Annotated in this window: 29 protein-coding genes; 24 read left to right on the forward strand and 5 right to left on the reverse strand. The window is 49.8% G+C overall.

Going from position 1 to position 23,749, the window contains the following annotated elements:
* From JOE33_RS00715 to JOE33_RS00740, 6 genes are all read left to right on the forward strand, one after another.
* On the forward strand, positions 1 to 1,110 hold the full coding sequence (locus JOE33_RS00715) for a hypothetical protein (RefSeq protein WP_010434718.1): 1,110 nt from the start codon (positions 1 to 3) through the stop codon (positions 1,108 to 1,110).
* Positions 1,111 to 1,383: 273 nt separating this feature from the next.
* Positions 1,384 to 2,622: a hypothetical protein gene (locus JOE33_RS00720; RefSeq protein ID WP_010434720.1), complete on the forward strand. Its 1,239-nt coding sequence runs from the start codon at positions 1,384 to 1,386 to the stop codon at positions 2,620 to 2,622.
* 437 nt (positions 2,623 to 3,059) lie between these two features.
* Positions 3,060 to 3,515 (forward strand): RES domain-containing protein, encoded by a 456-nt coding sequence (locus tag JOE33_RS00725; protein ID WP_010434723.1) that lies wholly within the window; start codon positions 3,060 to 3,062, stop codon positions 3,513 to 3,515.
* 162 nt (positions 3,516 to 3,677) lie between these two features.
* Complete coding sequence (locus JOE33_RS00730) at positions 3,678 to 4,370, forward strand: ImmA/IrrE family metallo-endopeptidase (RefSeq protein ID WP_010434724.1); 693 nt, start codon at positions 3,678 to 3,680, stop codon at positions 4,368 to 4,370.
* Between the two features lie 29 nt (positions 4,371 to 4,399).
* Positions 4,400 to 5,476 (forward strand): DUF4062 domain-containing protein, encoded by a 1,077-nt coding sequence (locus JOE33_RS00735; protein ID WP_010434725.1) that lies wholly within the window; start codon positions 4,400 to 4,402, stop codon positions 5,474 to 5,476.
* A 221-nt stretch (positions 5,477 to 5,697) separates the two neighbouring features.
* A complete protein-coding gene (locus tag JOE33_RS00740) occupies positions 5,698 to 7,356 on the forward strand; it encodes an RNA repair transcriptional activator RtcR family protein (RefSeq protein ID WP_010434726.1) in 1,659 nt (552 codons plus the stop codon).
* Between the two features lie 96 nt (positions 7,357 to 7,452).
* Here the strand turns inward: JOE33_RS00740 and JOE33_RS00745 are convergent, their stop codons facing one another.
* Positions 7,453 to 8,520: an HNH endonuclease signature motif containing protein gene (locus JOE33_RS00745; RefSeq protein WP_010434728.1), complete on the reverse strand. Its 1,068-nt coding sequence runs from the start codon at positions 8,518 to 8,520 to the stop codon at positions 7,453 to 7,455.
* Between the two features lie 737 nt (positions 8,521 to 9,257).
* On the opposite strand from JOE33_RS00745, the gene JOE33_RS00750 reads away from it, so the two are divergent.
* Entirely contained in the window at positions 9,258 to 9,515 is a 258-nt protein-coding gene (locus tag JOE33_RS00750; protein WP_209924006.1) for a hypothetical protein, read from the forward strand.
* 221 nt (positions 9,516 to 9,736) lie between these two features.
* Here the strand turns inward: JOE33_RS00750 and JOE33_RS00755 are convergent, their stop codons facing one another.
* Both JOE33_RS00755 and JOE33_RS00760 read right to left on the reverse strand, forming a co-directional pair.
* The gene (locus JOE33_RS00755) at positions 9,737 to 9,973 is read right to left on the reverse strand and encodes a hypothetical protein (RefSeq protein WP_209924007.1); all 237 of its coding nucleotides are present in this window, start codon (positions 9,971 to 9,973) and stop codon (positions 9,737 to 9,739) included.
* Positions 9,974 to 10,046: 73 nt separating this feature from the next.
* A complete protein-coding gene (locus JOE33_RS00760; protein ID WP_004404656.1) occupies positions 10,047 to 10,379 on the reverse strand; it encodes a helix-turn-helix transcriptional regulator in 333 nt (110 codons plus the stop codon).
* A 161-nt stretch (positions 10,380 to 10,540) separates the two neighbouring features.
* On the opposite strand from JOE33_RS00760, the gene JOE33_RS00765 reads away from it, so the two are divergent.
* The 9 genes from JOE33_RS00765 to JOE33_RS00805 all read left to right on the forward strand — a co-directional run bounded on the left by JOE33_RS00765 (position 10,541) and on the right by JOE33_RS00805 (position 16,822).
* Positions 10,541 to 11,668, forward strand: coding sequence for a phage/plasmid replication protein (locus JOE33_RS00765; protein WP_209924008.1), 1,128 nt, complete (start codon positions 10,541 to 10,543; stop codon positions 11,666 to 11,668).
* Positions 11,665 to 11,895: a hypothetical protein gene (locus tag JOE33_RS00770; protein ID WP_209924009.1), complete on the forward strand. Its 231-nt coding sequence runs from the start codon at positions 11,665 to 11,667 to the stop codon at positions 11,893 to 11,895. The genes JOE33_RS00765 and JOE33_RS00770 overlap by 4 nt, the downstream gene beginning before the upstream one ends.
* Before the next feature lie 87 nt (positions 11,896 to 11,982).
* Positions 11,983 to 12,237 carry a hypothetical protein gene (locus JOE33_RS00775; RefSeq protein WP_209924010.1) on the forward strand — a complete coding sequence of 85 codons (255 nt, stop codon included), beginning with the start codon at positions 11,983 to 11,985 and terminating at the stop codon, positions 12,235 to 12,237.
* A gap of 11 nt (positions 12,238 to 12,248) precedes the next feature.
* Entirely contained in the window at positions 12,249 to 12,560 is a 312-nt protein-coding gene (locus JOE33_RS00780; protein ID WP_209924011.1) for a propanediol utilization protein, read from the forward strand.
* A gap of 271 nt (positions 12,561 to 12,831) precedes the next feature.
* The gene (locus JOE33_RS00785) at positions 12,832 to 13,065 is read left to right on the forward strand and encodes a hypothetical protein (RefSeq protein WP_209924012.1); all 234 of its coding nucleotides are present in this window, start codon (positions 12,832 to 12,834) and stop codon (positions 13,063 to 13,065) included.
* A gap of 74 nt (positions 13,066 to 13,139) precedes the next feature.
* The gene (locus JOE33_RS00790) at positions 13,140 to 14,606 is read left to right on the forward strand and encodes a hypothetical protein (RefSeq protein ID WP_209924013.1); all 1,467 of its coding nucleotides are present in this window, start codon (positions 13,140 to 13,142) and stop codon (positions 14,604 to 14,606) included.
* A gap of 10 nt (positions 14,607 to 14,616) precedes the next feature.
* Positions 14,617 to 14,964 carry a DUF2523 family protein gene (locus tag JOE33_RS00795; protein WP_209924014.1) on the forward strand — a complete coding sequence of 116 codons (348 nt, stop codon included), beginning with the start codon at positions 14,617 to 14,619 and terminating at the stop codon, positions 14,962 to 14,964.
* A 16-nt stretch (positions 14,965 to 14,980) separates the two neighbouring features.
* Entirely contained in the window at positions 14,981 to 16,291 is a 1,311-nt protein-coding gene (locus tag JOE33_RS00800) for a zonular occludens toxin domain-containing protein (protein ID WP_209924015.1), read from the forward strand.
* Between the two features lie 273 nt (positions 16,292 to 16,564).
* Positions 16,565 to 16,822, forward strand: coding sequence for a hypothetical protein (locus JOE33_RS00805; protein ID WP_209924006.1), 258 nt, complete (start codon positions 16,565 to 16,567; stop codon positions 16,820 to 16,822).
* 221 nt (positions 16,823 to 17,043) lie between these two features.
* Here the strand turns inward: JOE33_RS00805 and JOE33_RS00810 are convergent, their stop codons facing one another.
* Positions 17,044 to 17,280 carry a hypothetical protein gene (locus JOE33_RS00810; RefSeq protein WP_209924007.1) on the reverse strand — a complete coding sequence of 79 codons (237 nt, stop codon included), beginning with the start codon at positions 17,278 to 17,280 and terminating at the stop codon, positions 17,044 to 17,046.
* A 73-nt stretch (positions 17,281 to 17,353) separates the two neighbouring features.
* Complete coding sequence (locus tag JOE33_RS00815) at positions 17,354 to 17,686, reverse strand: helix-turn-helix transcriptional regulator (RefSeq protein ID WP_004404656.1); 333 nt, start codon at positions 17,684 to 17,686, stop codon at positions 17,354 to 17,356.
* A gap of 161 nt (positions 17,687 to 17,847) precedes the next feature.
* Here JOE33_RS00815 and JOE33_RS00820 point away from each other — a divergent pair, with 161 nt between their 5' ends.
* The 8 genes from JOE33_RS00820 to JOE33_RS00855 all read left to right on the forward strand — a co-directional run bounded on the left by JOE33_RS00820 (position 17,848) and on the right by JOE33_RS00855 (position 23,460).
* Positions 17,848 to 18,975, forward strand: a complete 1,128-nt coding sequence (locus tag JOE33_RS00820) for a phage/plasmid replication protein (RefSeq protein ID WP_209924008.1) — start codon at positions 17,848 to 17,850, stop codon at positions 18,973 to 18,975.
* Positions 18,972 to 19,202 (forward strand): hypothetical protein, encoded by a 231-nt coding sequence (locus JOE33_RS00825; protein ID WP_209924009.1) that lies wholly within the window; start codon positions 18,972 to 18,974, stop codon positions 19,200 to 19,202. The genes JOE33_RS00820 and JOE33_RS00825 overlap by 4 nt, the downstream gene beginning before the upstream one ends.
* 87 nt (positions 19,203 to 19,289) lie before the next feature.
* Positions 19,290 to 19,544, forward strand: a complete 255-nt coding sequence (locus JOE33_RS00830) for a hypothetical protein (protein ID WP_209924010.1) — start codon at positions 19,290 to 19,292, stop codon at positions 19,542 to 19,544.
* 11 nt (positions 19,545 to 19,555) lie between these two features.
* Positions 19,556 to 19,867, forward strand: a complete 312-nt coding sequence (locus JOE33_RS00835) for a propanediol utilization protein (protein ID WP_209924011.1) — start codon at positions 19,556 to 19,558, stop codon at positions 19,865 to 19,867.
* Between the two features lie 271 nt (positions 19,868 to 20,138).
* Entirely contained in the window at positions 20,139 to 20,372 is a 234-nt protein-coding gene (locus JOE33_RS00840) for a hypothetical protein (RefSeq protein ID WP_209924012.1), read from the forward strand.
* Between the two features lie 74 nt (positions 20,373 to 20,446).
* The gene (locus tag JOE33_RS00845; protein WP_209924013.1) at positions 20,447 to 21,913 is read left to right on the forward strand and encodes a hypothetical protein; all 1,467 of its coding nucleotides are present in this window, start codon (positions 20,447 to 20,449) and stop codon (positions 21,911 to 21,913) included.
* A 10-nt stretch (positions 21,914 to 21,923) separates the two neighbouring features.
* Positions 21,924 to 22,271, forward strand: a complete 348-nt coding sequence (locus JOE33_RS00850; protein ID WP_209924014.1) for a DUF2523 family protein — start codon at positions 21,924 to 21,926, stop codon at positions 22,269 to 22,271.
* Positions 22,272 to 22,287: 16 nt separating this feature from the next.
* Positions 22,288 to 23,460, forward strand: a complete 1,173-nt coding sequence (locus tag JOE33_RS00855) for a zonular occludens toxin domain-containing protein (protein WP_209924016.1) — start codon at positions 22,288 to 22,290, stop codon at positions 23,458 to 23,460.
* Positions 23,461 to 23,749 lie beyond the last annotated feature (289 nt).

Consider the following 23,749-nt stretch of genomic DNA (forward strand, 5'->3'; position numbering starts at 1 on the left):
GTGAATATCGAAGACCTGTTCCAACGCTGGAAGGACACGTTGAACCGGCGCTACGGGGAAGGGTTCCCAGCGGATTTCGTAGACAAAGCTCATGAAAACCTGAAGGTCGCATTCGCCAGCTTTGTCGACAGCAAATGCGCCGACGCTCACTTTCAAGTGGAGCTTCGCTCCGTAAATCCCAATAAATCTGCTCAGCGCCTCGGTGAAATGCTGCTCTATGAGCGTCTGACGCATGCAGGCTATCACCCAGAGCCATCGCTTGCTGGCCGGGGGCCGGATTTTCTGTTGCATCAGGACGGCAGGCGAATCTGTCTAGAAGTGATCACTCCCTCCATCGGTGATGACGTAGATATCACTAACCTATTCAAGTCTCACGATCCTCTGAATCCTTCTGCTGAAGCAGCCACTGAACTCAGGCAGAGGACGCTACTGCGCATGACAGCTGCAGTTGGCGAAAAGCTGAAAAAATACGAAGGGTATCTGACAGATAATGTGGTTACGCCTGAGGATATTCTCGTCATCGTGGTGAACGATGCGCTTCTCTGTCCTGATTCATTTTTTTATGGCGTGAGTCACAACGCTGATACCGGTGTAGGTGGCCAATCTCTTGCTGAACATGCCGTTCATGGATTCGGCCACTCAATCTGGGAGCCAACCGCTGATGGGGCAAACCACGTTCTGAAGAGCACGTTCAGGGATCTTGTAGATAACAGGCCTGAGCCAAGAAGGGACGGAAGCGGGCGTGGGCCTGTACCTGTGAATCTGTTCGGAAGCCCCGTGGACGCAATGGCGGCTGGATTCGCACGACGTGCATCAATAATTTCCGCAGTGCTGCAAGTAACGTTGCGCGAGGATTACGGGGTATTGATGAGTTTGCGGGAAAAGGCTGAAACTGAAGAGCGACTAATTGAAGGGTTACTGAATCCCGGTATCCTTGTTCCCAATCCACGAGCTAATAAGTCGCTCGACCTTCACAGCCAGCGCAGGCTAATGAAAGTCGTTGATGCCCCGGCTCTAACCGCAAAGGAGCTATGGGGTCTTACGAATCGTCATCTGAAGATGCTGTTGGGTGAGAGCTATGCAGAACAGCCTTTCCCTGGGTTGTACTGACACCGCCAGCTAGAGAATGGAAGATCCCCACAACCATCCAAGCAGGCTCCTGTCGTCCTGCTATGCCCGGCCCTATGAATCATAATCAGTTGGAATGAGCCAAAAAAAGGCCGGCGCGAGCTGGCCAAAGAGGGAGCGCATGAAAAGGTATGGGCAATCAGCTCCAGAGGTGCTTGCCTAGGAACGTCAGCGTACGATCCCAAACCGCCCTCGCCCAAACTGCATCGTAATAGGTAGGTGTGTGCTGAAAATTTACCAAGAGCGTACTTTTCGATGATAACTGAGCTTGCGGATTACGATTTCAAAAATCTTTACGCCAAATTACTGCAAAACTTTCCCGACCAGCCTTGGGTGAAAATAGTTGGCGACCTGCAACATGAAATCAACGAAACCCCGACCTTTAAACAGCTGCTTTGGAAACAGAACATCATCGCGTATGGTCTGAAAGCGTTTGGAGAGTTCGGCATGGCTTCGCTTGAGCGGGAGGGGGGAGAGGCTGTGATGGCCGGAATGATTTTCGCGTCGCAGGTTATGCATCTCCTGGAGATTAGTAGCCCGAATAACGCTCACAAAGTGTGCGGGCGGGTAAGGGGTGCCCTCAAGAAAACGGACGCCATGCGAGGCTTTCTGTGTGAGCTGATGACAGCGACTCATCTGACTAGAGAAGGGTGTACGCTCGATTGGGTAGATGAAGATCAGGGTGACGAGACCTTTGACTTGCTAGCGTCTGTACCGGGAGTCGGTATAGTCGAGGTTGAGTGCAAAAGCATTGCGCTGGACAGGGGGGAATCCCTAAAGGAAAAAACCTTCTACAGCTTGATTCACCATTTGATTCCCTTAATCGAACCCGTGCTACCCAAACTCACGCCTCGGCCCTACTACTGTATTTCAATCACCTTGCATGCTGCTGTTCCCGAGTCGAGACTTGGCCGCATGCAGCTCGCAGAACGGTTAGCTACTACGGTGGCGGATAAAGGAGTTGGTATAGCGGGTCTCTGCTCAATCACGCTCAATTTATGCAACCTTTCCGAACTTTCCGGCGACATTAATACAGGCCAACTAGAAGAATTCGCTAACAAGATCATGGGGAGCGGGGATGGGTACCGAGTCATCAAATCACTGGGAGATGATTCGTACCTTGCCATCGACGTCCAAAGCTCCGTTCCAGGCAAGTTTGAAGCGGCGCTCGCCGAGGTAACCAAAAAGGCAGTACGAAAGCAGATGACAGGCCAGCGTCCTGGCTGCTTGATTGTTCGGCTAGAAGGCCATTCTGGACAATCATTGGGAATGGTTTCCAGCGAAGCCGCTAACGGCCTCGCAGGAAGGGCGGAAAAATTACTATCTGCCCCCTCACATTCGCACCTATCCGCGGTGGTTTTCTTGAGCGCTGCGGCCTGGGAGAAGGTGAGCGCCCACTCTCAGAGCCAACAGAGCACCGCTTATATCTTTGAAAGCTCGACAGGCCGATACCCGAACCTGGGACTCGGAAAGTTGTTCGGCCTCAGGAGCTGACAGAAAACATCAGCGCCTAGGCTTGACGATCAGGAAACAGAAAACGAGCAGGCTGGTCAATTGCTCAATCGCCCAAATCAGATCGCGCAATAGCTCGGATTTTATAGAGCTCTAGGGGCACCTCGTGCAACCTGAAAATGAATGAGTTGGTTAAGAGAATATATAAAAATAGGTTAGATTTTATTTACACCGGCTTGACAAAGACGGTGTCCGACAACCCCGCACCTGAGTTTGAGGATAGAGATCAAACCACTGGTGGGCCGTCAGCTGGTATCGGACTCTTCGGGGCAAGCGGAGCGCGCAGGCACGAAGGGTGGAGCCCTGAGGGCCGAGACGCCTGGTCGAGGGTGACTCGGTTTACGACAACCTGACGGATAGGCGCGCTAACACCGTCATGAGCTCTCTACAGCCCAAAAGTCTTACAAAGCCAACTGACCATGCCGGTCATGCCTGACTCAGCGGAAAGCGGTTATCTAATCACGCAGGCGATTGCCGATTTTCTGGCTACACACCAAGGTCTCAACCTCGACGGGATCTTGTTCCCGTCTGCACAGGTGCCGAAGGATGCCTCACCGGGCCAGAACGTGATTCTTTTTCACAAGGCAAGCGGGGTTGAAAGGTTGGAGGACTCACAGGAGGCGGAGTACGTGAGCCTGTGGGAGTCGGATGAGGATCGGTGGGTGTACTACCCTGAATTTTGGGAAGCCGGGCCGAAAAGCAGAGATGAACGCTCTCAGTATGTGCCGCTTGTACCGCATCCCGAGCCAAGCCTGCGTCTAGCCAGAGATTGCATCGTGATTCACCAGAGCCAGGGTGTTCGATTTAGCAGCGCGGTTGATCCCGTTCTATATGTTCCTTGGTCGAAAGACAGGAAATTTACAGGATTCAGGTAGACCCTCTTCCATGCAAAGGTTCTGAGCTGCCCGGCACCTCCCGCATCAGAAGCACTTATGCTACCGCTCATCGGCAAACCCCACATCTAGGGATTTTGGCATACTGGCATCACTACATATTGGGTTAATTTATGTCTAAGAGCCTAAATCTGGTGTTTTGCCATGAACGAAGCCTATATCGAGAAAGCAGCGACTGATCTGCTCATGCAAATCTACCGAGACCGCCGCTACCTCTGGCCAGATCAAGATACCCAGCCAATGATGATGCGCAGCCCTCAAATCGCTGCTTTGGTCTGTGGCTATGATTACCATGTCTATCCCACGCTGGGGGATACCAAGTTCAACCGGCATAACACCGGTACCCGAATCGCGGGCTTGATTGATCGTCAGGCTAACAAGATTGCCGTTGCGACCGAGTTTGGTGACAAAGTCCAGCTCTTCACTGGCGCCCATGAAATAGGCCATCTCGTGCTGCACGAAGACACCGTCATGCATCGCGACCGAGCCTTCGACGGCGGCCCATTGCATTCACCTCGGCCTCTCGCTGAGAGGCAAGCCGACCGCTTCGCAGCGTGCTTTCTGATGCCTCAAAAGCTGTTGAGAGAACGGTTCGAATTCATGTTCTGCTGCAAAGGACAATTGCGCTTCAGCGACGTGATCGCCTTTCACCTCGACCCTAACCACCCGGATCGCCTGCTCTATGCCTCAAAGGACTCAGATGAGCGCGAGCAGGCGCTGGCGCGGTGCACCCAATTCAACAATCGGAACTTGGTGTCATTGGCCCAGCAGTTCGGGGTTTCGGATTCGGCCATGGCTATTCGGATCAAAGAGCTAGACTTGGTGCGCTGGCCCTAAAGCGGCCTATTGCAAACACCTAAGCTCGGATGAAGCTGTGTGGGGGGTTATTTGTGAAGGTTTTTATCAGCTCCGTTGTACGTGGCTTCGAGGCATATCGAGCCTCTGCCCGAAAAGCCGTAGGGCTGCTCCAGCATCAGACCATCATGTGCGAGGATTTCGGTGCTCGACCCGACTCGTCAGAAGTCGCATGCATGACCGAGGTCGACCAGGCTGACGTGGTCATTGTGATTCTGGGGGCCGATTTTGGCTTCAAAACTCCAAGCGGGGAGTCGGTGACCCAGCAGGAATTTCGTCGTGCGAGGGCAGGTGGGAAGAGGGTGCTTGCCTTCCTTCAGGACGTTCCGGTCGAGGGGCCGCAGGAGGCGTTCAGATGGGAGGTATCGGACTATGTCGATGGGCTGTTCCGGGCGACCTTTTGCAACGAACACGAGCTGTCAGACGCTATCGTTCAGGCGCTGCATCAGCTCAACGTGACGCGTGCCGCGATTTCAGAGCACGAGTTTGTTGAGCGCCTTCAGCAGCACCAAGGTCATGGCCAGAGGCACTGGAATAATTGGAGTCGCGATACCCGCATCGAGATAGCCTTCCTACCTCAGCCAGAACTTTCCGGTACTCTGCGCCAGGTGCATTCCGAACACGAAACGTTCTTCCTCAAGCTCTGCCAGGCGGGCTTAAGCTCAGTGAAGGACGGGTACAAGGATTTCGATCAGGGCGATTTAACCGGCATAGATGCGGGCACTGTGGCATGGCGTCACCATGATTCCGGAATGGCCTGGTTCACGGCTGCCCTCACTGTCCCCACATCCAACCATGACCCTTTTGCCGGCCATTACATTTCTCCTAGCCGAGTGCGAAAACTGGCCGAGGCTGCATTCGGACTGATCACGCATGGCCGAGGAGGGTGGTTCCAGCTTTCCCTGACTGACATCTCCTACAAGCTTTTCCAAGAGCCGCCGACCGTCGTATCGAGCAGTCTCTCGATGCCGCATCGACAAGAGGAACACATTGTTGAACGGCAGTTGCTCATCCCAGCGTCACAAGCGGCCTATAACCGCTGGCTTGATGACGTGTTTTTCAGGATGGGACGCAATCTCGCTGGCTGACCGCTGAATGACCTCTTCAATATTCAGTTAAGTCATGGATTCGATACCCTCAGCGGCCTGCAGCAGAGCAAAGCGAACTGGAGCCTTCGTGGGTGCAGTCTGGTGCCCAGCAGCTGTACCAGCAGCACGATGCCCAATGCACGAAAAAACCTCTACGAGGTTCGGCCGTCGGCATGTTTAACTCTGGGGCGCACTAGCGTAGGGGATAAACAAGGCGGCATATGTCAAAGTCGATCATGATTTCGTATCTCAGCACTTCTCTGGACGGTGGTACCAGCGAAAAACGCCTGACCAAATGGCGTCCCAACCCCGGGGTCGCAACGGCCAGCGAACCGCCGATTGATCGATTGATTCTTCTCTACGAAAAACGTGACGAAGCCTTGGCGACCTTGGTTGAGGAAGATGCCAAGCGCATGCGAAGTGATTTTGACGTTCAATTGATAGAGATGCCACTGAGCCCTCCAAGCCTGAACGCGACGTACATGACCTTGCTCCGATTTGCTAACGATTTCCAGTTTGACCGTGCTCACCGTTACTACCTCAACATTACGACCTGCACGCCGATCCAGCTGATGTGCTTCTGTACCCTTGCCGCCACCGACCGCTGGCCCGTGAGGCTTGTTGAGTGCCTCGATGCGAAGACAGATGATCTCGCCTCAAAGGTGGAGCTCATCGATCCGGATCTCTCGAGATACGATGCCATCCTCAATCAATATCCCCTCGGCAACGCTGCTGGTATCGAAGTACTCAAGGGCAATATTGTCACGCACAACAACGCCTATAACGAGATGGTCGTCAACATTCAAGCCACTGTGTTGCGGTCGCGCAGTCCAATCTTGCTTACGGGCCCTTCGGGCTCCGGAAAAACAGCCATGGCGCGTCGGGTACATCAGGTTAGGGCGAGAAGTAACCTGGTAGTCGAGCGTTTTGTTGAAGTGAACTGCATTGCTCTGAAGGATATCTCGGCAATGTCTGCGCTGTTCGGTCACAAGGACGGAGCTCTGATAGGCTTCACAGGCTCGGCAAAGGGCGAGCTACGATTTGCACACGAGGGGATCTTGTTCCTCGACAACATCGATGAGCTCGGGCTGTCCGAGCAGGCGGTGCTCCTCCAAGTGATGGAGGACAAGCTGGTCACGCCGCTGGGCTCTAGGGCTCCCGTCAAATGCGACTTTCAGTTGATTGCAGCTTCCAACAAGAATCTTCATGAGTTGGTCAAAAAGGGCCAGTTCAGAACAGACCTGCTGGCCCGTCTTTCAACTTGGGAGTTTCGGATGCCGTCGCTGCGTGATCGCCCTGAAGACATTGAGTCGAACCTCGCACATGAGATCCGGAAGTCGACAAACCAGTTGCCGGATGACCAGCGGTTTTCAGCGAAAGCGCTCAAACAGTACCTGGCATTCGCGACGTCAGATGAAGCTCTGTGGACGGCAAATTTCCGAGATTTGTCGGCTTCTGTCGAACGCATGATTACGCGCTCTGTTGACGGAGTAATCTCCGAAGTTATCGTTGATACAGAGATCCACACGCTGAGGGCCAAATGGCGGGCGCCTGGAGCAAGCGGTCACCTTGAAGCTGAACGGACGACTTCCTCGAGCTCTGACAAGTCAGCCACGGTTGATTACGTCAGCATTGTCCTCCCGGCTCATGAACTGAATCTGTTCGAGCAGAACCAGTTAAACTACGTCATCGGTGTGGCTTTGACCTCAAATAGCTACGCAGATCTTTCCAGACGCATTTATGGAGAAGATGCTGGCACTAACCCAGCGCAGAAATCCCGCTCCTATCTTATTGGATATGGACTGAACTTGGAGATGATCAAGGCGACAGTCAAGGCATTGGGCGACCGAGCAATTGAGCGAGGGGACGAGAACTTTTAATCAGGAGGCAATCGAGCAGGGTTGATGCGGGGAGGAATCAGTGGAGCAGGGGTGTCGTACGCTTTATTATGACGCTAATACTTCATACGATTCAATCTAGCCTTTCACTCGATCACTCGCACTTCTTATAGCCAGAACATTACCAACAATACAGTACGTGGTACCAACGTACCCAGCCTGGGTCACCAAGATGATGCTGGCCATCTCTTTTTGGCCGCAGAGCCACATTGTTTTAGCCAGTTTTGAGGTGCTTTCATCTAAATCAAAGACGAAGCTGACTTCCATACGCCTGAACCTACTTGTGCTTCGAATCAGGTGCCGATCGGTGTTCACGGATGGGAATTCTTCGAAAACATGCTCTCCCTGAAAGCAGATCAGATTCCCTTTTTTCACTGTTCCAACCACCGAAGACTGTCGATCTGTAGAATAGATACTCCTCAAAGATTGTGTTCCCAAGAGTTCGAACAAGACCTCAAACATATAAGCGTACAGGGCCAAGCCGCCAGTGCCTTGGTAGAGGGAAGGTGCATTGGGCGCTTGAACCGGGATTCCTTCTTCGTTACACAAGCCATTCTTGAATACCGAATGGAAGCTTGGGAGTTGATTCAACTGAGCTTTAGCTTTAACAATTTCACAAAGCTCCAACAGGTTGAAGTACCACCAGTTAACTTCACCGGGCCTGCTGGCACGTTGCTTTACTGAAACCAAGTCCGGCTCTTCGTAATAGTGTTCCCAAGTTTTCTTGGCAGAGACCAGCCGGTCGATGGTCGGAGGAATTCCAACGGAACGAGTTCTTTGAGCCTCGCTGAGTGCCTCGATGTGATGATACTGACATAGGATCGCTATGTTTTGCGCTGAGTGGCTGCCGCCGGCGTCCAGCGGGACAATAGTGTGAGCTACGATGATTTGATTGTGCAGTCGACAGATACAGCACATTGCGCGGTTAGCTTCGAGCACCTCACTCAGCGTGTCTACTGGTATGGCTGGAGGATCACACAGCTGAAGGGATTGCCTGATTTCAGCGCTGATCCCTAGCTGCATCAGATCCCAGTCACTTTGCTTGCGCAGCTTTGGGATCGTCCATTCAGCGGCTTGAAGGGTTTCAGCCAGCGTTGAATCCATCCCCAGCGCGAACAGCTCGAGTACAGCGCGGGTTCTTCGCATGCTTCATCACGGGAGTCGGTGAGTTTGGATCAGTATGCACCACCAACATAGGCTGAACACAAGCCATTTGCTGCGTATTACTGCGCATTAAGTGGTGAATCATGCTGCAATCTGACAGTAATCAGTCGAAATGAGAGCAGGAAATAGATTCGTATCAGTAAAGATTAGAAATGGAAGGAGAAAACCGCGAATCTTGCCAGCAAAGACTCGAAATGGAAGGAGACGCTCGAAATCATGTCGGTAAAGAGTCGAAATGGATCAGGAAACGGTAGTCGCTTGGCTAAAGCTATGATTTATAGGATTTTGTTAGGATTGGCCAGTAAAGAGTCGAAATGGAGGGAGACGCAAGGAAGTGCGTCAGTAAAGATTAGAAATGGGTCAGATGGCTTGATTTCAACCGATCACTTCACGTTTTATGTGCATCTTTACTTCCGAGCACTGCCTTTTCCTGCTGAAATGCGCTGGGCACTGGCCTAGATTACGTAACATCTAGTTACGCATAATGTGAGGACGTTATGGTACTTGCGGCCAACGGCCAGAATCGATCGTCGGGACTATTGCGCAGCCCCCGGCGATCGATTTACCCATAACGTCAATTATGCGTATCGGTACCATTATGTTTCTCCTGGTGCGACAGCCGGCGCGTTTTTTGGTACCAAACCACGTGTTCTATCGATAAGATTTGGTACCATTAACTCGCCCAGGATCTTCACCTGGTTAACTGGAGTGGTACCAAAATGCTCATCAAAATCACTGATGCTGATCCTGACTTCGTTGAAAAGCTGAAATCACTTACCAGCAAGAACACCGGCGCTAAGGCCTACGCTCATGCCGCTGAGTGTTATGGAATGTACGTCACCGCTAATGCCTTGGCTGTTCTTGAGATTGACCAACTCAAGGATGAAATATCACGCCTTAGAGCTGTTATCGAAGGTGCTCGATCTGCTGCCGCGCTTCTGCTTGAGAAAACCGGCCAACTTGATCTGCTTGATTGATTTGGTACCACTGAGTTCGCCGATCGGCGCATCGAGGTCGTTGCCCAGGAACGGATTTGGTACCGTTCCTTCGCTTCACCATCCCTTCACTGATTACCAGGCTTTACCGCAACGGACCCAAAACTTACAGCACAGTCGGTTGTCGGGTCCCGTAGGCAATTTCCTTGCAGCACCTGGGGCTTCAGGGGCTAGCCCCTGTTCGTAGCGAAGGCGGAGGGCTTTTATGCTCTTACGGCTTTTGCGGTTTTGAATATTTCGTGAGTTGTGTTGCGCAGAATCGTTGCCAGGGCTTCTGCTGTTTCACGGTTAGGCAGCGTGATTGGTGCCTCTGGTGGCTCGTCTGAGCGCGTCATGAAGCCTGTTGCTGGTCCGCATCTGATTGTTACTCGGCACTCCTCTATCGAGATCTGTATCAGCTCTACGGCGTCTTTTCCGACGATTTTCCATTGCTCCTGCATTTGGCGTTTTCCTGGTTGGCGGGTGGGGGTGCTGTTACACCCCCACTTTACCGAAGACTTCTTCGGTCTTTCATCATTGCGATAGGTCCTCTTGTTGGAAAACCATTACCAGACCTTTTATCGCCCTTTTAACCTCTGCCTGTTGGCATTCAGGCAGTGTTGCCACGACAGAAAACAGCTTTCTGAGTTCCGCTTTCACCGACCGTTCGTCTGGTTCCATCAGTATCTCATCTGTTGAAACTCCAAAACCCTTCGCCATGGCCCGTATTGGATCCGCAGTCGGCAGGCTAGAACCCGCCTCGTATTTGCGATATGTGCCCAGTGGTATTCCACATATGGACGCAGCTTCTTCTATCTTCAACCCTTTGTTTTCTCGGGCCTTTTTGATGTTTTCTGCGACTGACATGTCCGTCAAGCCTTGCTCAGTGGTTGTAGTCAATGATCATACCCTCCGTCTTTTCGGTTGCTTCCAAATGCGGGCATTCTACCGTCCACATATGGCTTGACACCACCAATCCATATTAGGTAGCTTTGCACCCCACATATGGACCTTGACGGAATTTTTGGATGTTCATCGACTGGCTCAGCATTTCTCAGGAACACGACCACGACCTACCGGTTGTGTGTGACGTTCAGTTCCTGACTGTTGATACGCTTAGCGGTGACGTTATCAGTACCAAGCAACCTAAGTTTAAGCACACTGAGTCTTATTCAACTTCCGTTACTATTCATGTTCAAGGTAGGAAAATTCGTATAGATGGAAATCCTAGTCGTATAGGAAGACTTGATAACCTTTTTGGATTTACTAATATTGACCAATGCGTTTCTGTTTATAACGCTCTTCTTGCTCAATATGGCCTTCCTCCGTTTACTCGCTGTACTAAAGTTTATCTGCGTGACGGTGCTTCCGGCGCAAAATCCGGTGACCTTGTTGCTGATGGTGCCAAGATAGAGCGTATTGATTTAACTACCAATATAGCTCTTGGTGAAGGCAACTGCCTTGCTTATCTTCGTGGTGTGTCTTCCCAAAGAATTGGACATAGTATTGGGTTTCTTTATCCTAACGGTCGAACCGTTACATGGACTCCGAAAGGTAATGGCCAAGGTGGTAGACTTCAATATCGCAAGTCTTATGATAAGTCTTTTGAGATGGATCAAAATAGTCTTCCTAAAATTAAACGTTCTTTTGGTGAAAATTCCCAAGAGTACGCTTATGTAAAGCAAGTCCGTGATTATTGCGCCTCTAACGGCGTTGTTCGTATGGAACAAGAGCTTAAAAACGAATATCTCAAGCGTGAAGGACTCGCCTATTGGGGCATGTTTAATGAGTCTCGCTTAATTACTATACATAATGAATTTCTTGGTCTTGATCAACGAATGAAGGTAACTGCAATGGACCTTATGAGTATTGCTGATAAGCTTATCGAGGAGGGCGTTTGCAAGGGTAGGGCATCAGCTAATGCAACTGCTTCGCAGGCCATTCTATGGATGTCTGGAAGTCCTCACGGCATATCTCAGCGTGCCTTTGAAACTCATGCAGCCCGCTTGAACAGGATTGGTATTAACATACGTAACGCTTGTGATACTTCGCGTTACGCACCTGTTTTTGTCCGTCAATGTCGTGAAGTTACAAAAAGTTCCCTCCCTGTTCCGGCTTGGTATCGTAGGCCTAATCATTTGCAGTTGGCAGCATGAAGACTGTAAGCCTTCAAGGCATTCAGCTTTCACCTGGGCAACGTCGCATGCTCGATCAGCAGCGTCACGTTCGTGAGTTTATGAACCCTGTTCTGACCCAGCAAGTTACTGAAACACTTGCTGTAATCGAAGCTCGGAAAGAGCATGGCACTAAACCTGAGCGTATCTGGTTTCTTGATCGCCAAAAAAAAGGTACTCCTTCAATGGCTGAATGGATGGGTTATTAATGGAATTTTATATAGCCACTTGGGGTACTACCTTATTAACTGTCGCTGTCAGTTCTTGCTTTGTTCTTTGGTATATGGAGCAATAACATGGACCGTCTCTCATACCAGCAACTTCGTTATGCCGTGGAGTCTGAGCTTGTTAATTTTAACTCTGGCAACGCTGATGATAGTGCTTTCGTTAACTCGCTTATGCGTCTGTTTTTACAGGCTGCATCAGCTGAGCAAGTCAAGTCTCAATTAGCCAAGCGTAAGTTTTTAACGTTTCGCCGTATACCTAATTTAACACCGCCCGGCTGGGCATATCGCAATCCGAGCTTGAGTTCTCGGCTTCCCACACTGTAAGGGGCAACATAATGTCTACTGCATCTGCTGTAAAGTTTCCAACTCTCATGGTCGAAGTTACCGGCATTGCCCGTAGTGGTACTGCTGCTAAATCTGGCAAGCCCTATACCATGTATCAGGCGTTTGTTCACCTTCCCGGTATCCCTTATCCTCAGAAGACTGATTTCTATGCCGAGAGTCAATCGCAAGTTCCTCAGCCTGGCACTTACGAGTGTGACGTTATCGCTGATATTCGTGATGGTCGGCTGGAGTTCACTTGCGACCCTCGTCAAGGTCGTCGTAAGGACATTCCTCCGCTTTCTGATGCTATGAAGCGAGCTTAATCATGCTGCCACTCTGCGTAGGTCTCGACTCGGACAATCGTCTTGTTGCACTTGGCGAATACTCCGCTGAATGCGCAGGGTACGTTCTACAGACTCCAGCAGACTTTGCTGGATCAATGACAATTGCGGGCCTCTTTGGCTTTCCTGATCCGGTAGCGTTCGGGCTCGCTTTTTCAACGGCATTCGGCCTTGTAATTTTCTTGGCCGCCGTTGCTTCAACTGTCGGAGAAGTCTCCGGCTTTTTCTCAAGCACCACTCAGGTAGAAGAACTATGAAACAACTCAAAGCGCTGTTCTCCATGTCCAAAACTCAGTTCGCTGTTGCTGCATCTGCAACCGCACTGGTCGTTTCCACTGCTGCCTCGGCCGCTGAACCGGACTACGGTTCGATGATTTCCGATGTTGCCTCGACCGGCGCTGTTGCCGCTATCGTTGCGATGGGTGTCGTCAAGATCGCGCCGAACTTCGCAAAATGGGCTGTCAACAAAGTTGCCAGCTTCTTCTGATCCCCGCTACAGCGTCCAGAGGGTTCCTCCGGGAGCCCTTTTTTATTCTTTTAATATACTGGTGAGTAAATGATATGGCTCGTTTTGGCAACGTTTGGCGGCTTCTTAGCGGGTGGTTGCTGCTGTGTTGCGTTCTTCCGGTCGTAGAGGCTGGTACAAAAAACGTAACGCTTCCTTCTCTTGCTCAACAAGTTGCAAAAGGCACTCCGTCTATTACCGAGGGTCGTCTCACGCTTAGTACCGCTATTGAAGGCGAGTTTATTCCTGCACCCACTAAGAATATTCCTGTTCGCGGAATACTTGGTGGTCCTTCCTTCGGTTTAAATACTATTAAGGGTGCTGCAAAAGGTCTTGTCAGAGGCGGAGTTCCTGCATTACTTGCCGGTGTTGCTATGAGTGGCATTCTCTCTGGTCTTGATTGGGTTATGAAAGATGGTGCAGTCGTCAAGACCGGCTCTGGCGTTCCCGGCCCTGTAACAAACTTGCCTGCCCAATACGGATGGCGATCAAGTCAAGCTGGTGGTCCTGATATTCGTTACGGAGCTAGTTCTGCCTTAGATGGATGTAGGGCTATGGCATCCGAAATGTTTCCTGCCGGTAATGTTCGTGTTCTTGGTATTTATGGTTTTCAGGCCCAGTGCGAATGGGTTAACGCAGATAACCCTATGAATATTAACCAGTGGAATACCTCTAGGGCTGGTGAAGGTTGCCCGGCTAATAGTACTTATGAGGGTTCAACTGGCGCGTGTATATCCGCCCAGCCTCAAGCTGGTCCGCTTACCGATACTGATTTTGGTCTGATGGATAACTTCATCGACGCCCAGAATTCTGAATTTGTCAAAAACCTGCTTAAAGAAGCATGCCAAGGTTCTAATAATCCTAACGGCTGCTATCAATCGCTTCGCGATCAGAGTCCAAAGAACGATAATCTTGTAGGCCCTAAAACTGTTGATGGTGGCACTGTAACAAAGACCACTACAACTGCTAACCCAGATGGAACTACCTCCCAGACTGTTACCAATACCACCACCACTTACAATATGTCTTATTCGCCTAGTTCCTATACCTTCAATCAAAGCAGCAAGAGTACTACTGTTAAAAACGGCGTCCCTGTTGAAACCACTACTCAGGAAGAACAACCGTCTGATGAGGCTACGCCGGAGGAAACTCCAGAAGATGAGCCAGAAGAAGATATTGCCGCTTCTCCGTGTGTAGGTGAGAAATGTGACGGACCTGCATATAAAAAGCTTTACGAAAAGAGCAAAGACACTAAGGAACAGAAGTTAGACAGTTACGCAAGCCGTGTTGCTGCCATTCCATTGTTTGCTGCTGTTACCGGTTACTTTACCGTCACGGCTAGCTCTGGATGTCCTGTATGGGAAACACCGGTGAGCTTCGCTGTTTTTCAATCCTCTTTTAGTACCGACCTTGTATTCGACTTTCACTGTCAGTCATGGTTTACAAGTATCGCGTCTTCTGCGTCTGTTGTTATGTTGATTGTTTGTTCCTTCTTGGCATTCCGCCAAGCATTCTTAGACTGAGGTTAATATTATGTCTCAGATTATCTCTACAATAGCCAGTTGGTTTTCTGCTTTATTGGCATGGTTCGGCCGCATCTTTGAATGGCTCGGCGGCATATTCATTGACTTCATGGCCTTTCTGTCAGATTTGCCATTACAGATATTTGGTGGCTTTCTCGATGGTGTTATATATCTTCTGAATAAGATACCTGTTCCCGGCTTTCTGACTCAGTACAGTTTGCAGACGTTGTTTAATGCGCTGCCTGATACTGTTCTTTACTTTGTTAGTCTCTTTGGCATCCCGCAGGCTATCGGTATTCTCGGCCTTGGTGTTGCTTTCCGTTTAACACGCAAAGCTCTGACACTTGGTCAGTGGTAAGGGTAGGGGATAGGTCATGATATTTGGCAGTGAAGGTCTTCCGCGCTCAGGCAAAAGTCTTGAGTCTATGCAGCATATTGTCGACTCTCTTATCAAGGGTCGCACTGTAATTACCAATATTCACGGCATCAACAAGGCCGCCATATCTGAGTATTGTGTTATCCCTCTCCCGACAGTTGAACGTCTCTTGATTACGCTTGAGCACCCGTTTGAAGATGGTGAGGAAGAGAAAGTCGTACCCTGGGTGAAGGAACAATTTCTTAAGCATGTCGTCACTGATTCGCTCTGGATATGGGATGAGATAAACCAGTTCTGGCCCCCGGATCGCCAGCCTCTTGCTGCTGATTGGGCAAAGTTCGTTACTGAGCATGGCCACTTCGGCATTGATATTCTCATCATGGGGCAGGACCTCACAGAGCTGCATACCACTTGGCGCAAGCGCTTGCAGCGCTATACCCGCTATACAAAACTAGACATGATGGGTAAGGAGGACATGTTCCACTGGGCCAGCTATAGCAATGCCGGTCGTAACAGATTCAAGCGCACTGCCGAAGGCAAGAAGCCATATAAGAAAGAGTTCTTTCCGCTTTATAAGTCTCATCGCGATGAAACTCAAAACAAGGACAATTACAAGGATAGTCGTTATGGCGTCTTTCAGACAAAGCACAAAGTATATGGGTTTATATTTTGCTGCTTACTCGCGTATTCCATGTATTACGTTTGGGGCTTTTTTCATAAGTCTGATGTGGCTCAGAAGTCCACTCCGATTGTTCCTGTTTCTGGGCAAGTACCTAAGACCCCTGTTTTGCCTGCGTCTGAGGTTTCCAAGGTTACTCATGATGTCGTATCTACTTCGCTGTCTACTGACGCAACCAAAGAGCCAAAGGAAGAGCCTCTTGATTACTTTGACAAGTTCGCCAGTAAGTACGACTTGAGGCTTGCTGCCGTCCTTGAGCGCACGCCGTATGAGGGTGATGTTCGCCCATGGCTTGAGTTCAAGATTGATGCCCTCGACGCTTCCTATCGCATCAAAGAGTCTTTTAACCGCGCCGCTGTAGCATCCCTCGGATGGACCATTGAGCGTACCGAGTACGGCATCAAGCTCAGTAAGCAAGGCGTGGTCTACGTGGTTCGTTCCTGGCCTCTGGACAACTTTGGCAAGGTTCCTCGCCAGACCATTTCTGACCTGAAACCGATGCGCGAGGCGTCTCAGCTTGCTGAGCCGTCGAGAGCGTCGGTATCTACCTCAACGTCTCCAGCTTCAACCGGCCAACGTTTTACTGTGGTCGAGGATTCGAGCCGCGCTGGCCGCGACGCGTCGAAGTGATCACCTCGACGTTCAGGTAAAATCCAAGGGTACGCATAATGTGAGGACGTTATGGTACTTGCGGCCAACGGCCAGAATCGATCGTCGGGACTATTGCGCAGCCCCCGGCGATCGATTTACCCATAACGTCAATTATGCGTATCGGTACCATTATGTTTCTCCTGGTGCGACAGCCGGCGCGTTTTTTGGTACCAAACCACGTGTTCTATCGATAAGATTTGGTACCATTAACTCGCCCAGGATCTTCACCTGGTTAACTGGAGTGGTACCAAAATGCTCATCAAAATCACTGATGCTGATCCTGACTTCGTTGAAAAGCTGAAATCACTTACCAGCAAGAACACCGGCGCTAAGGCCTACGCTCATGCCGCTGAGTGTTATGGAATGTACGTCACCGCTAATGCCTTGGCTGTTCTTGAGATTGACCAACTCAAGGATGAAATATCACGCCTTAGAGCTGTTATCGAAGGTGCTCGATCTGCTGCCGCGCTTCTGCTTGAGAAAACCGGCCAACTTGATCTGCTTGATTGATTTGGTACCACTGAGTTCGCCGATCGGCGCATCGAGGTCGTTGCCCAGGAACGGATTTGGTACCGTTCCTTCGCTTCACCATCCCTTCACTGATTACCAGGCTTTACCGCAACGGACCCAAAACTTACAGCACAGTCGGTTGTCGGGTCCCGTAGGCAATTTCCTTGCAGCACCTGGGGCTTCAGGGGCTAGCCCCTGTTCGTAGCGAAGGCGGAGGGCTTTTATGCTCTTACGGCTTTTGCGGTTTTGAATATTTCGTGAGTTGTGTTGCGCAGAATCGTTGCCAGGGCTTCTGCTGTTTCACGGTTAGGCAGCGTGATTGGTGCCTCTGGTGGCTCGTCTGAGCGCGTCATGAAGCCTGTTGCTGGTCCGCATCTGATTGTTACTCGGCACTCCTCTATCGAGATCTGTATCAGCTCTACGGCGTCTTTTCCGACGATTTTCCATTGCTCCTGCATTTGGCGTTTTCCTGGTTGGCGGGTGGGGGTGCTGTTACACCCCCACTTTACCGAAGACTTCTTCGGTCTTTCATCATTGCGATAGGTCCTCTTGTTGGAAAACCATTACCAGACCTTTTATCGCCCTTTTAACCTCTGCCTGTTGGCATTCAGGCAGTGTTGCCACGACAGAAAACAGCTTTCTGAGTTCCGCTTTCACCGACCGTTCGTCTGGTTCCATCAGTATCTCATCTGTTGAAACTCCAAAACCCTTCGCCATGGCCCGTATTGGATCCGCAGTCGGCAGGCTAGAACCCGCCTCGTATTTGCGATATGTGCCCAGTGGTATTCCACATATGGACGCAGCTTCTTCTATCTTCAACCCTTTGTTTTCTCGGGCCTTTTTGATGTTTTCTGCGACTGACATGTCCGTCAAGCCTTGCTCAGTGGTTGTAGTCAATGATCATACCCTCCGTCTTTTCGGTTGCTTCCAAATGCGGGCATTCTACCGTCCACATATGGCTTGACACCACCAATCCATATTAGGTAGCTTTGCACCCCACATATGGACCTTGACGGAATTTTTGGATGTTCATCGACTGGCTCAGCATTTCTCAGGAACACGACCACGACCTACCGGTTGTGTGTGACGTTCAGTTCCTGACTGTTGATACGCTTAGCGGTGACGTTATCAGTACCAAGCAACCTAAGTTTAAGCACACTGAGTCTTATTCAACTTCCGTTACTATTCATGTTCAAGGTAGGAAAATTCGTATAGATGGAAATCCTAGTCGTATAGGAAGACTTGATAACCTTTTTGGATTTACTAATATTGACCAATGCGTTTCTGTTTATAACGCTCTTCTTGCTCAATATGGCCTTCCTCCGTTTACTCGCTGTACTAAAGTTTATCTGCGTGACGGTGCTTCCGGCGCAAAATCCGGTGACCTTGTTGCTGATGGTGCCAAGATAGAGCGTATTGATTTAACTACCAATATAGCTCTTGGTGAAGGCAACTGCCTTGCTTATCTTCGTGGTGTGTCTTCCCAAAGAATTGGACATAGTATTGGGTTTCTTTATCCTAACGGTCGAACCGTTACATGGACTCCGAAAGGTAATGGCCAAGGTGGTAGACTTCAATATCGCAAGTCTTATGATAAGTCTTTTGAGATGGATCAAAATAGTCTTCCTAAAATTAAACGTTCTTTTGGTGAAAATTCCCAAGAGTACGCTTATGTAAAGCAAGTCCGTGATTATTGCGCCTCTAACGGCGTTGTTCGTATGGAACAAGAGCTTAAAAACGAATATCTCAAGCGTGAAGGACTCGCCTATTGGGGCATGTTTAATGAGTCTCGCTTAATTACTATACATAATGAATTTCTTGGTCTTGATCAACGAATGAAGGTAACTGCAATGGACCTTATGAGTATTGCTGATAAGCTTATCGAGGAGGGCGTTTGCAAGGGTAGGGCATCAGCTAATGCAACTGCTTCGCAGGCCATTCTATGGATGTCTGGAAGTCCTCACGGCATATCTCAGCGTGCCTTTGAAACTCATGCAGCCCGCTTGAACAGGATTGGTATTAACATACGTAACGCTTGTGATACTTCGCGTTACGCACCTGTTTTTGTCCGTCAATGTCGTGAAGTTACAAAAAGTTCCCTCCCTGTTCCGGCTTGGTATCGTAGGCCTAATCATTTGCAGTTGGCAGCATGAAGACTGTAAGCCTTCAAGGCATTCAGCTTTCACCTGGGCAACGTCGCATGCTCGATCAGCAGCGTCACGTTCGTGAGTTTATGAACCCTGTTCTGACCCAGCAAGTTACTGAAACACTTGCTGTAATCGAAGCTCGGAAAGAGCATGGCACTAAACCTGAGCGTATCTGGTTTCTTGATCGCCAAAAAAAAGGTACTCCTTCAATGGCTGAATGGATGGGTTATTAATGGAATTTTATATAGCCACTTGGGGTACTACCTTATTAACTGTCGCTGTCAGTTCTTGCTTTGTTCTTTGGTATATGGAGCAATAACATGGACCGTCTCTCATACCAGCAACTTCGTTATGCCGTGGAGTCTGAGCTTGTTAATTTTAACTCTGGCAACGCTGATGATAGTGCTTTCGTTAACTCGCTTATGCGTCTGTTTTTACAGGCTGCATCAGCTGAGCAAGTCAAGTCTCAATTAGCCAAGCGTAAGTTTTTAACGTTTCGCCGTATACCTAATTTAACACCGCCCGGCTGGGCATATCGCAATCCGAGCTTGAGTTCTCGGCTTCCCACACTGTAAGGGGCAACATAATGTCTACTGCATCTGCTGTAAAGTTTCCAACTCTCATGGTCGAAGTTACCGGCATTGCCCGTAGTGGTACTGCTGCTAAATCTGGCAAGCCCTATACCATGTATCAGGCGTTTGTTCACCTTCCCGGTATCCCTTATCCTCAGAAGACTGATTTCTATGCCGAGAGTCAATCGCAAGTTCCTCAGCCTGGCACTTACGAGTGTGACGTTATCGCTGATATTCGTGATGGTCGGCTGGAGTTCACTTGCGACCCTCGTCAAGGTCGTCGTAAGGACATTCCTCCGCTTTCTGATGCTATGAAGCGAGCTTAATCATGCTGCCACTCTGCGTAGGTCTCGACTCGGACAATCGTCTTGTTGCACTTGGCGAATACTCCGCTGAATGCGCAGGGTACGTTCTACAGACTCCAGCAGACTTTGCTGGATCAATGACAATTGCGGGCCTCTTTGGCTTTCCTGATCCGGTAGCGTTCGGGCTCGCTTTTTCAACGGCATTCGGCCTTGTAATTTTCTTGGCCGCCGTTGCTTCAACTGTCGGAGAAGTCTCCGGCTTTTTCTCAAGCACCACTCAGGTAGAAGAACTATGAAACAACTCAAAGCGCTGTTCTCCATGTCCAAAACTCAGTTCGCTGTTGCTGCATCTGCAACCGCACTGGTCGTTTCCACTGCTGCCTCGGCCGCTGAACCGGACTACGGTTCGATGATTTCCGATGTTGCCTCGACCGGCGCTGTTGCCGCTATCGTTGCGATGGGTGTCGTCAAGATCGCGCCGAACTTCGCAAAATGGGCTGTCAACAAAGTTGCCAGCTTCTTCTGATCCCCGCTACAGCGTCCAGAGGGTTCCTCCGGGAGCCCTTTTTTATTCTTTTAATATACTGGTGAGTAAATGATATGGCTCGTTTTGGCAACGTTTGGCGGCTTCTTAGCGGGTGGTTGCTGCTGTGTTGCGTTCTTCCGGTCGTAGAGGCTGGTACAAAAAACGTAACGCTTCCTTCTCTTGCTCAACAAGTTGCAAAAGGCACTCCGTCTATTACCGAGGGTCGTCTCACGCTTAGTACCGCTATTGAAGGCGAGTTTATTCCTGCACCCACTAAGAATATTCCTGTTCGCGGAATACTTGGTGGTCCTTCCTTCGGTTTAAATACTATTAAGGGTGCTGCAAAAGGTCTTGTCAGAGGCGGAGTTCCTGCATTACTTGCCGGTGTTGCTATGAGTGGCATTCTCTCTGGTCTTGATTGGGTTATGAAAGATGGTGCAGTCGTCAAGACCGGCTCTGGCGTTCCCGGCCCTGTAACAAACTTGCCTGCCCAATACGGATGGCGATCAAGTCAAGCTGGTGGTCCTGATATTCGTTACGGAGCTAGTTCTGCCTTAGATGGATGTAGGGCTATGGCATCCGAAATGTTTCCTGCCGGTAATGTTCGTGTTCTTGGTATTTATGGTTTTCAGGCCCAGTGCGAATGGGTTAACGCAGATAACCCTATGAATATTAACCAGTGGAATACCTCTAGGGCTGGTGAAGGTTGCCCGGCTAATAGTACTTATGAGGGTTCAACTGGCGCGTGTATATCCGCCCAGCCTCAAGCTGGTCCGCTTACCGATACTGATTTTGGTCTGATGGATAACTTCATCGACGCCCAGAATTCTGAATTTGTCAAAAACCTGCTTAAAGAAGCATGCCAAGGTTCTAATAATCCTAACGGCTGCTATCAATCGCTTCGCGATCAGAGTCCAAAGAACGATAATCTTGTAGGCCCTAAAACTGTTGATGGTGGCACTGTAACAAAGACCACTACAACTGCTAACCCAGATGGAACTACCTCCCAGACTGTTACCAATACCACCACCACTTACAATATGTCTTATTCGCCTAGTTCCTATACCTTCAATCAAAGCAGCAAGAGTACTACTGTTAAAAACGGCGTCCCTGTTGAAACCACTACTCAGGAAGAACAACCGTCTGATGAGGCTACGCCGGAGGAAACTCCAGAAGATGAGCCAGAAGAAGATATTGCCGCTTCTCCGTGTGTAGGTGAGAAATGTGACGGACCTGCATATAAAAAGCTTTACGAAAAGAGCAAAGACACTAAGGAACAGAAGTTAGACAGTTACGCAAGCCGTGTTGCTGCCATTCCATTGTTTGCTGCTGTTACCGGTTACTTTACCGTCACGGCTAGCTCTGGATGTCCTGTATGGGAAACACCGGTGAGCTTCGCTGTTTTTCAATCCTCTTTTAGTACCGACCTTGTATTCGACTTTCACTGTCAGTCATGGTTTACAAGTATCGCGTCTTCTGCGTCTGTTGTTATGTTGATTGTTTGTTCCTTCTTGGCATTCCGCCAAGCATTCTTAGACTGAGGTTAATATTATGTCTCAGATTATCTCTACAATAGCCAGTTGGTTTTCTGCTTTATTGGCATGGTTCGGCCGCATCTTTGAATGGCTCGGCGGCATATTCATTGACTTCATGGCCTTTCTGTCAGATTTGCCATTACAGATATTTGGTGGCTTTCTCGATGGTGTTATATATCTTCTGAATAAGATACCTGTTCCCGGCTTTCTGACTCAGTACAGTTTGCAGACGTTGTTTAATGCGCTGCCTGATACTGTTCTTTACTTTGTTAGTCTCTTTGGCATCCCGCAGGCTATCGGTATTCTCGGCCTTGGTGTTGCTTTCCGTTTAACACGCAAAGCTCTGACACTTGGTCAGTGGTAAGGGTAGGGGATAGGTCATGATATTTGGCAGTGAAGGTCTTCCGCGCTCAGGCAAAAGTCTTGAGTCTATGCAGCATATTGTCGACTCTCTTATCAAGGGTCGCACTGTAATTACCAATATTCACGGCATCAACAAGGCCGCCATATCTGAGTATTGTGTTATCCCTCTCCCGACAGTTGAACGTCTCTTGATTACGCTTGAGCACCCGTTTGAAGATGGTGAGGAAGAGAAAGTCGTACCCTGGGTGAAGGAACAATTTCTTAAGCATGTCGTCACTGATTCGCTCTGGATATGGGATGAGATAAACCAGTTCTGGCCCCCGGATCGCCAGCCTCTTGCTGCTGATTGGGCAAAGTTCGTTACTGAGCATGGCCACTTCGGCATTGATATTCTCATCATGGGGCAGGACCTCACAGAGCTGCATACCACTTGGCGCAAGCGCTTGCAGCGCTATACCCGCTATACAAAACTAGACATGATGGGTAAGGAGGACATGTTCCACTGGGCCAGCTATAGCAATGCCGGTCGTAACAGATTCAAGCGCACTGCCGAAGGCAAGAAGCCATATAAGAAAGAGTTCTTTCCGCTTTATAAGTCTCATCGCGATGAAACTCAAAACAAGGACAATTACAAGGATAGTCGTTATGGCGTCTTTCAGACAAAGCACAAAGTATATGGGTTTATATTTTGCTGCTTACTCGCGTATTCCATGTATTACGTTTGGGGCTTTTTTCATAAGTCTGATGTGGCTCAGAAGTCCACTCCGATTGTTCCTGTTTCTGGGCAAGTACCTAAGACCCCTGTTTTGCCTGCGTCTGAGGTTTCCAAGGTTACTCATGATGTCGTATCTACTTCGCTGTCTACTGACGCAACCAAAGAGCCAAAGGAAGAGCCTCTTGATTACTTTGACAAGTTCGCCAGTAAGTACGACTTGAGGCTTGCTGCCGTCCTTGAGCGCACGCCGTATGAGGGTGATGTTCGCCCATGGCTTGAGTTCAAGATTGATGCCCTCGACGCTTCCTATCGCATCAAAGAGTCTTTTAACCGCGCCGCTGTAGCATCCCTCGGATGGACCATTGAGCGTACCGAGTACGGCATCAAGCTCAGTAAGCAAGGCGTGGTCTACGTGGTTCGTTCCTGGCCTTGGACAACTTTGGCAAGGTTCCTCGCCAGACCATTTCTGACCTGAAACCGATGCGCGAGGCGTCTCAGCTTGCTGAGCCGTCGAGAGCGTCGGTATCTACCTCAACGTCTCCAGCTTCAACCGGCCAACGTTTTACTGTGGTCGAGGATTCGAGCCGCGCTGGCCGCGACGCGTCGAAGTGATCACCTCGACGTTCAGGTAAAATCCAAGGGTACGCATAATGTGAGGACGTTATGGTACTTGCGGCCAACGGCCAGAATCGATCGTCGGGACTATTGCGCAGCCCCCGCGATCGATTTACCCATAACGTCAATTATGCGTATCGGTACCATTA

The organism is Pseudomonas sp. PvP027 (assembly GCF_017833005.1).
GTDB lineage: Bacteria > Pseudomonadota > Gammaproteobacteria > Pseudomonadales > Pseudomonadaceae > Aquipseudomonas > Aquipseudomonas congelans.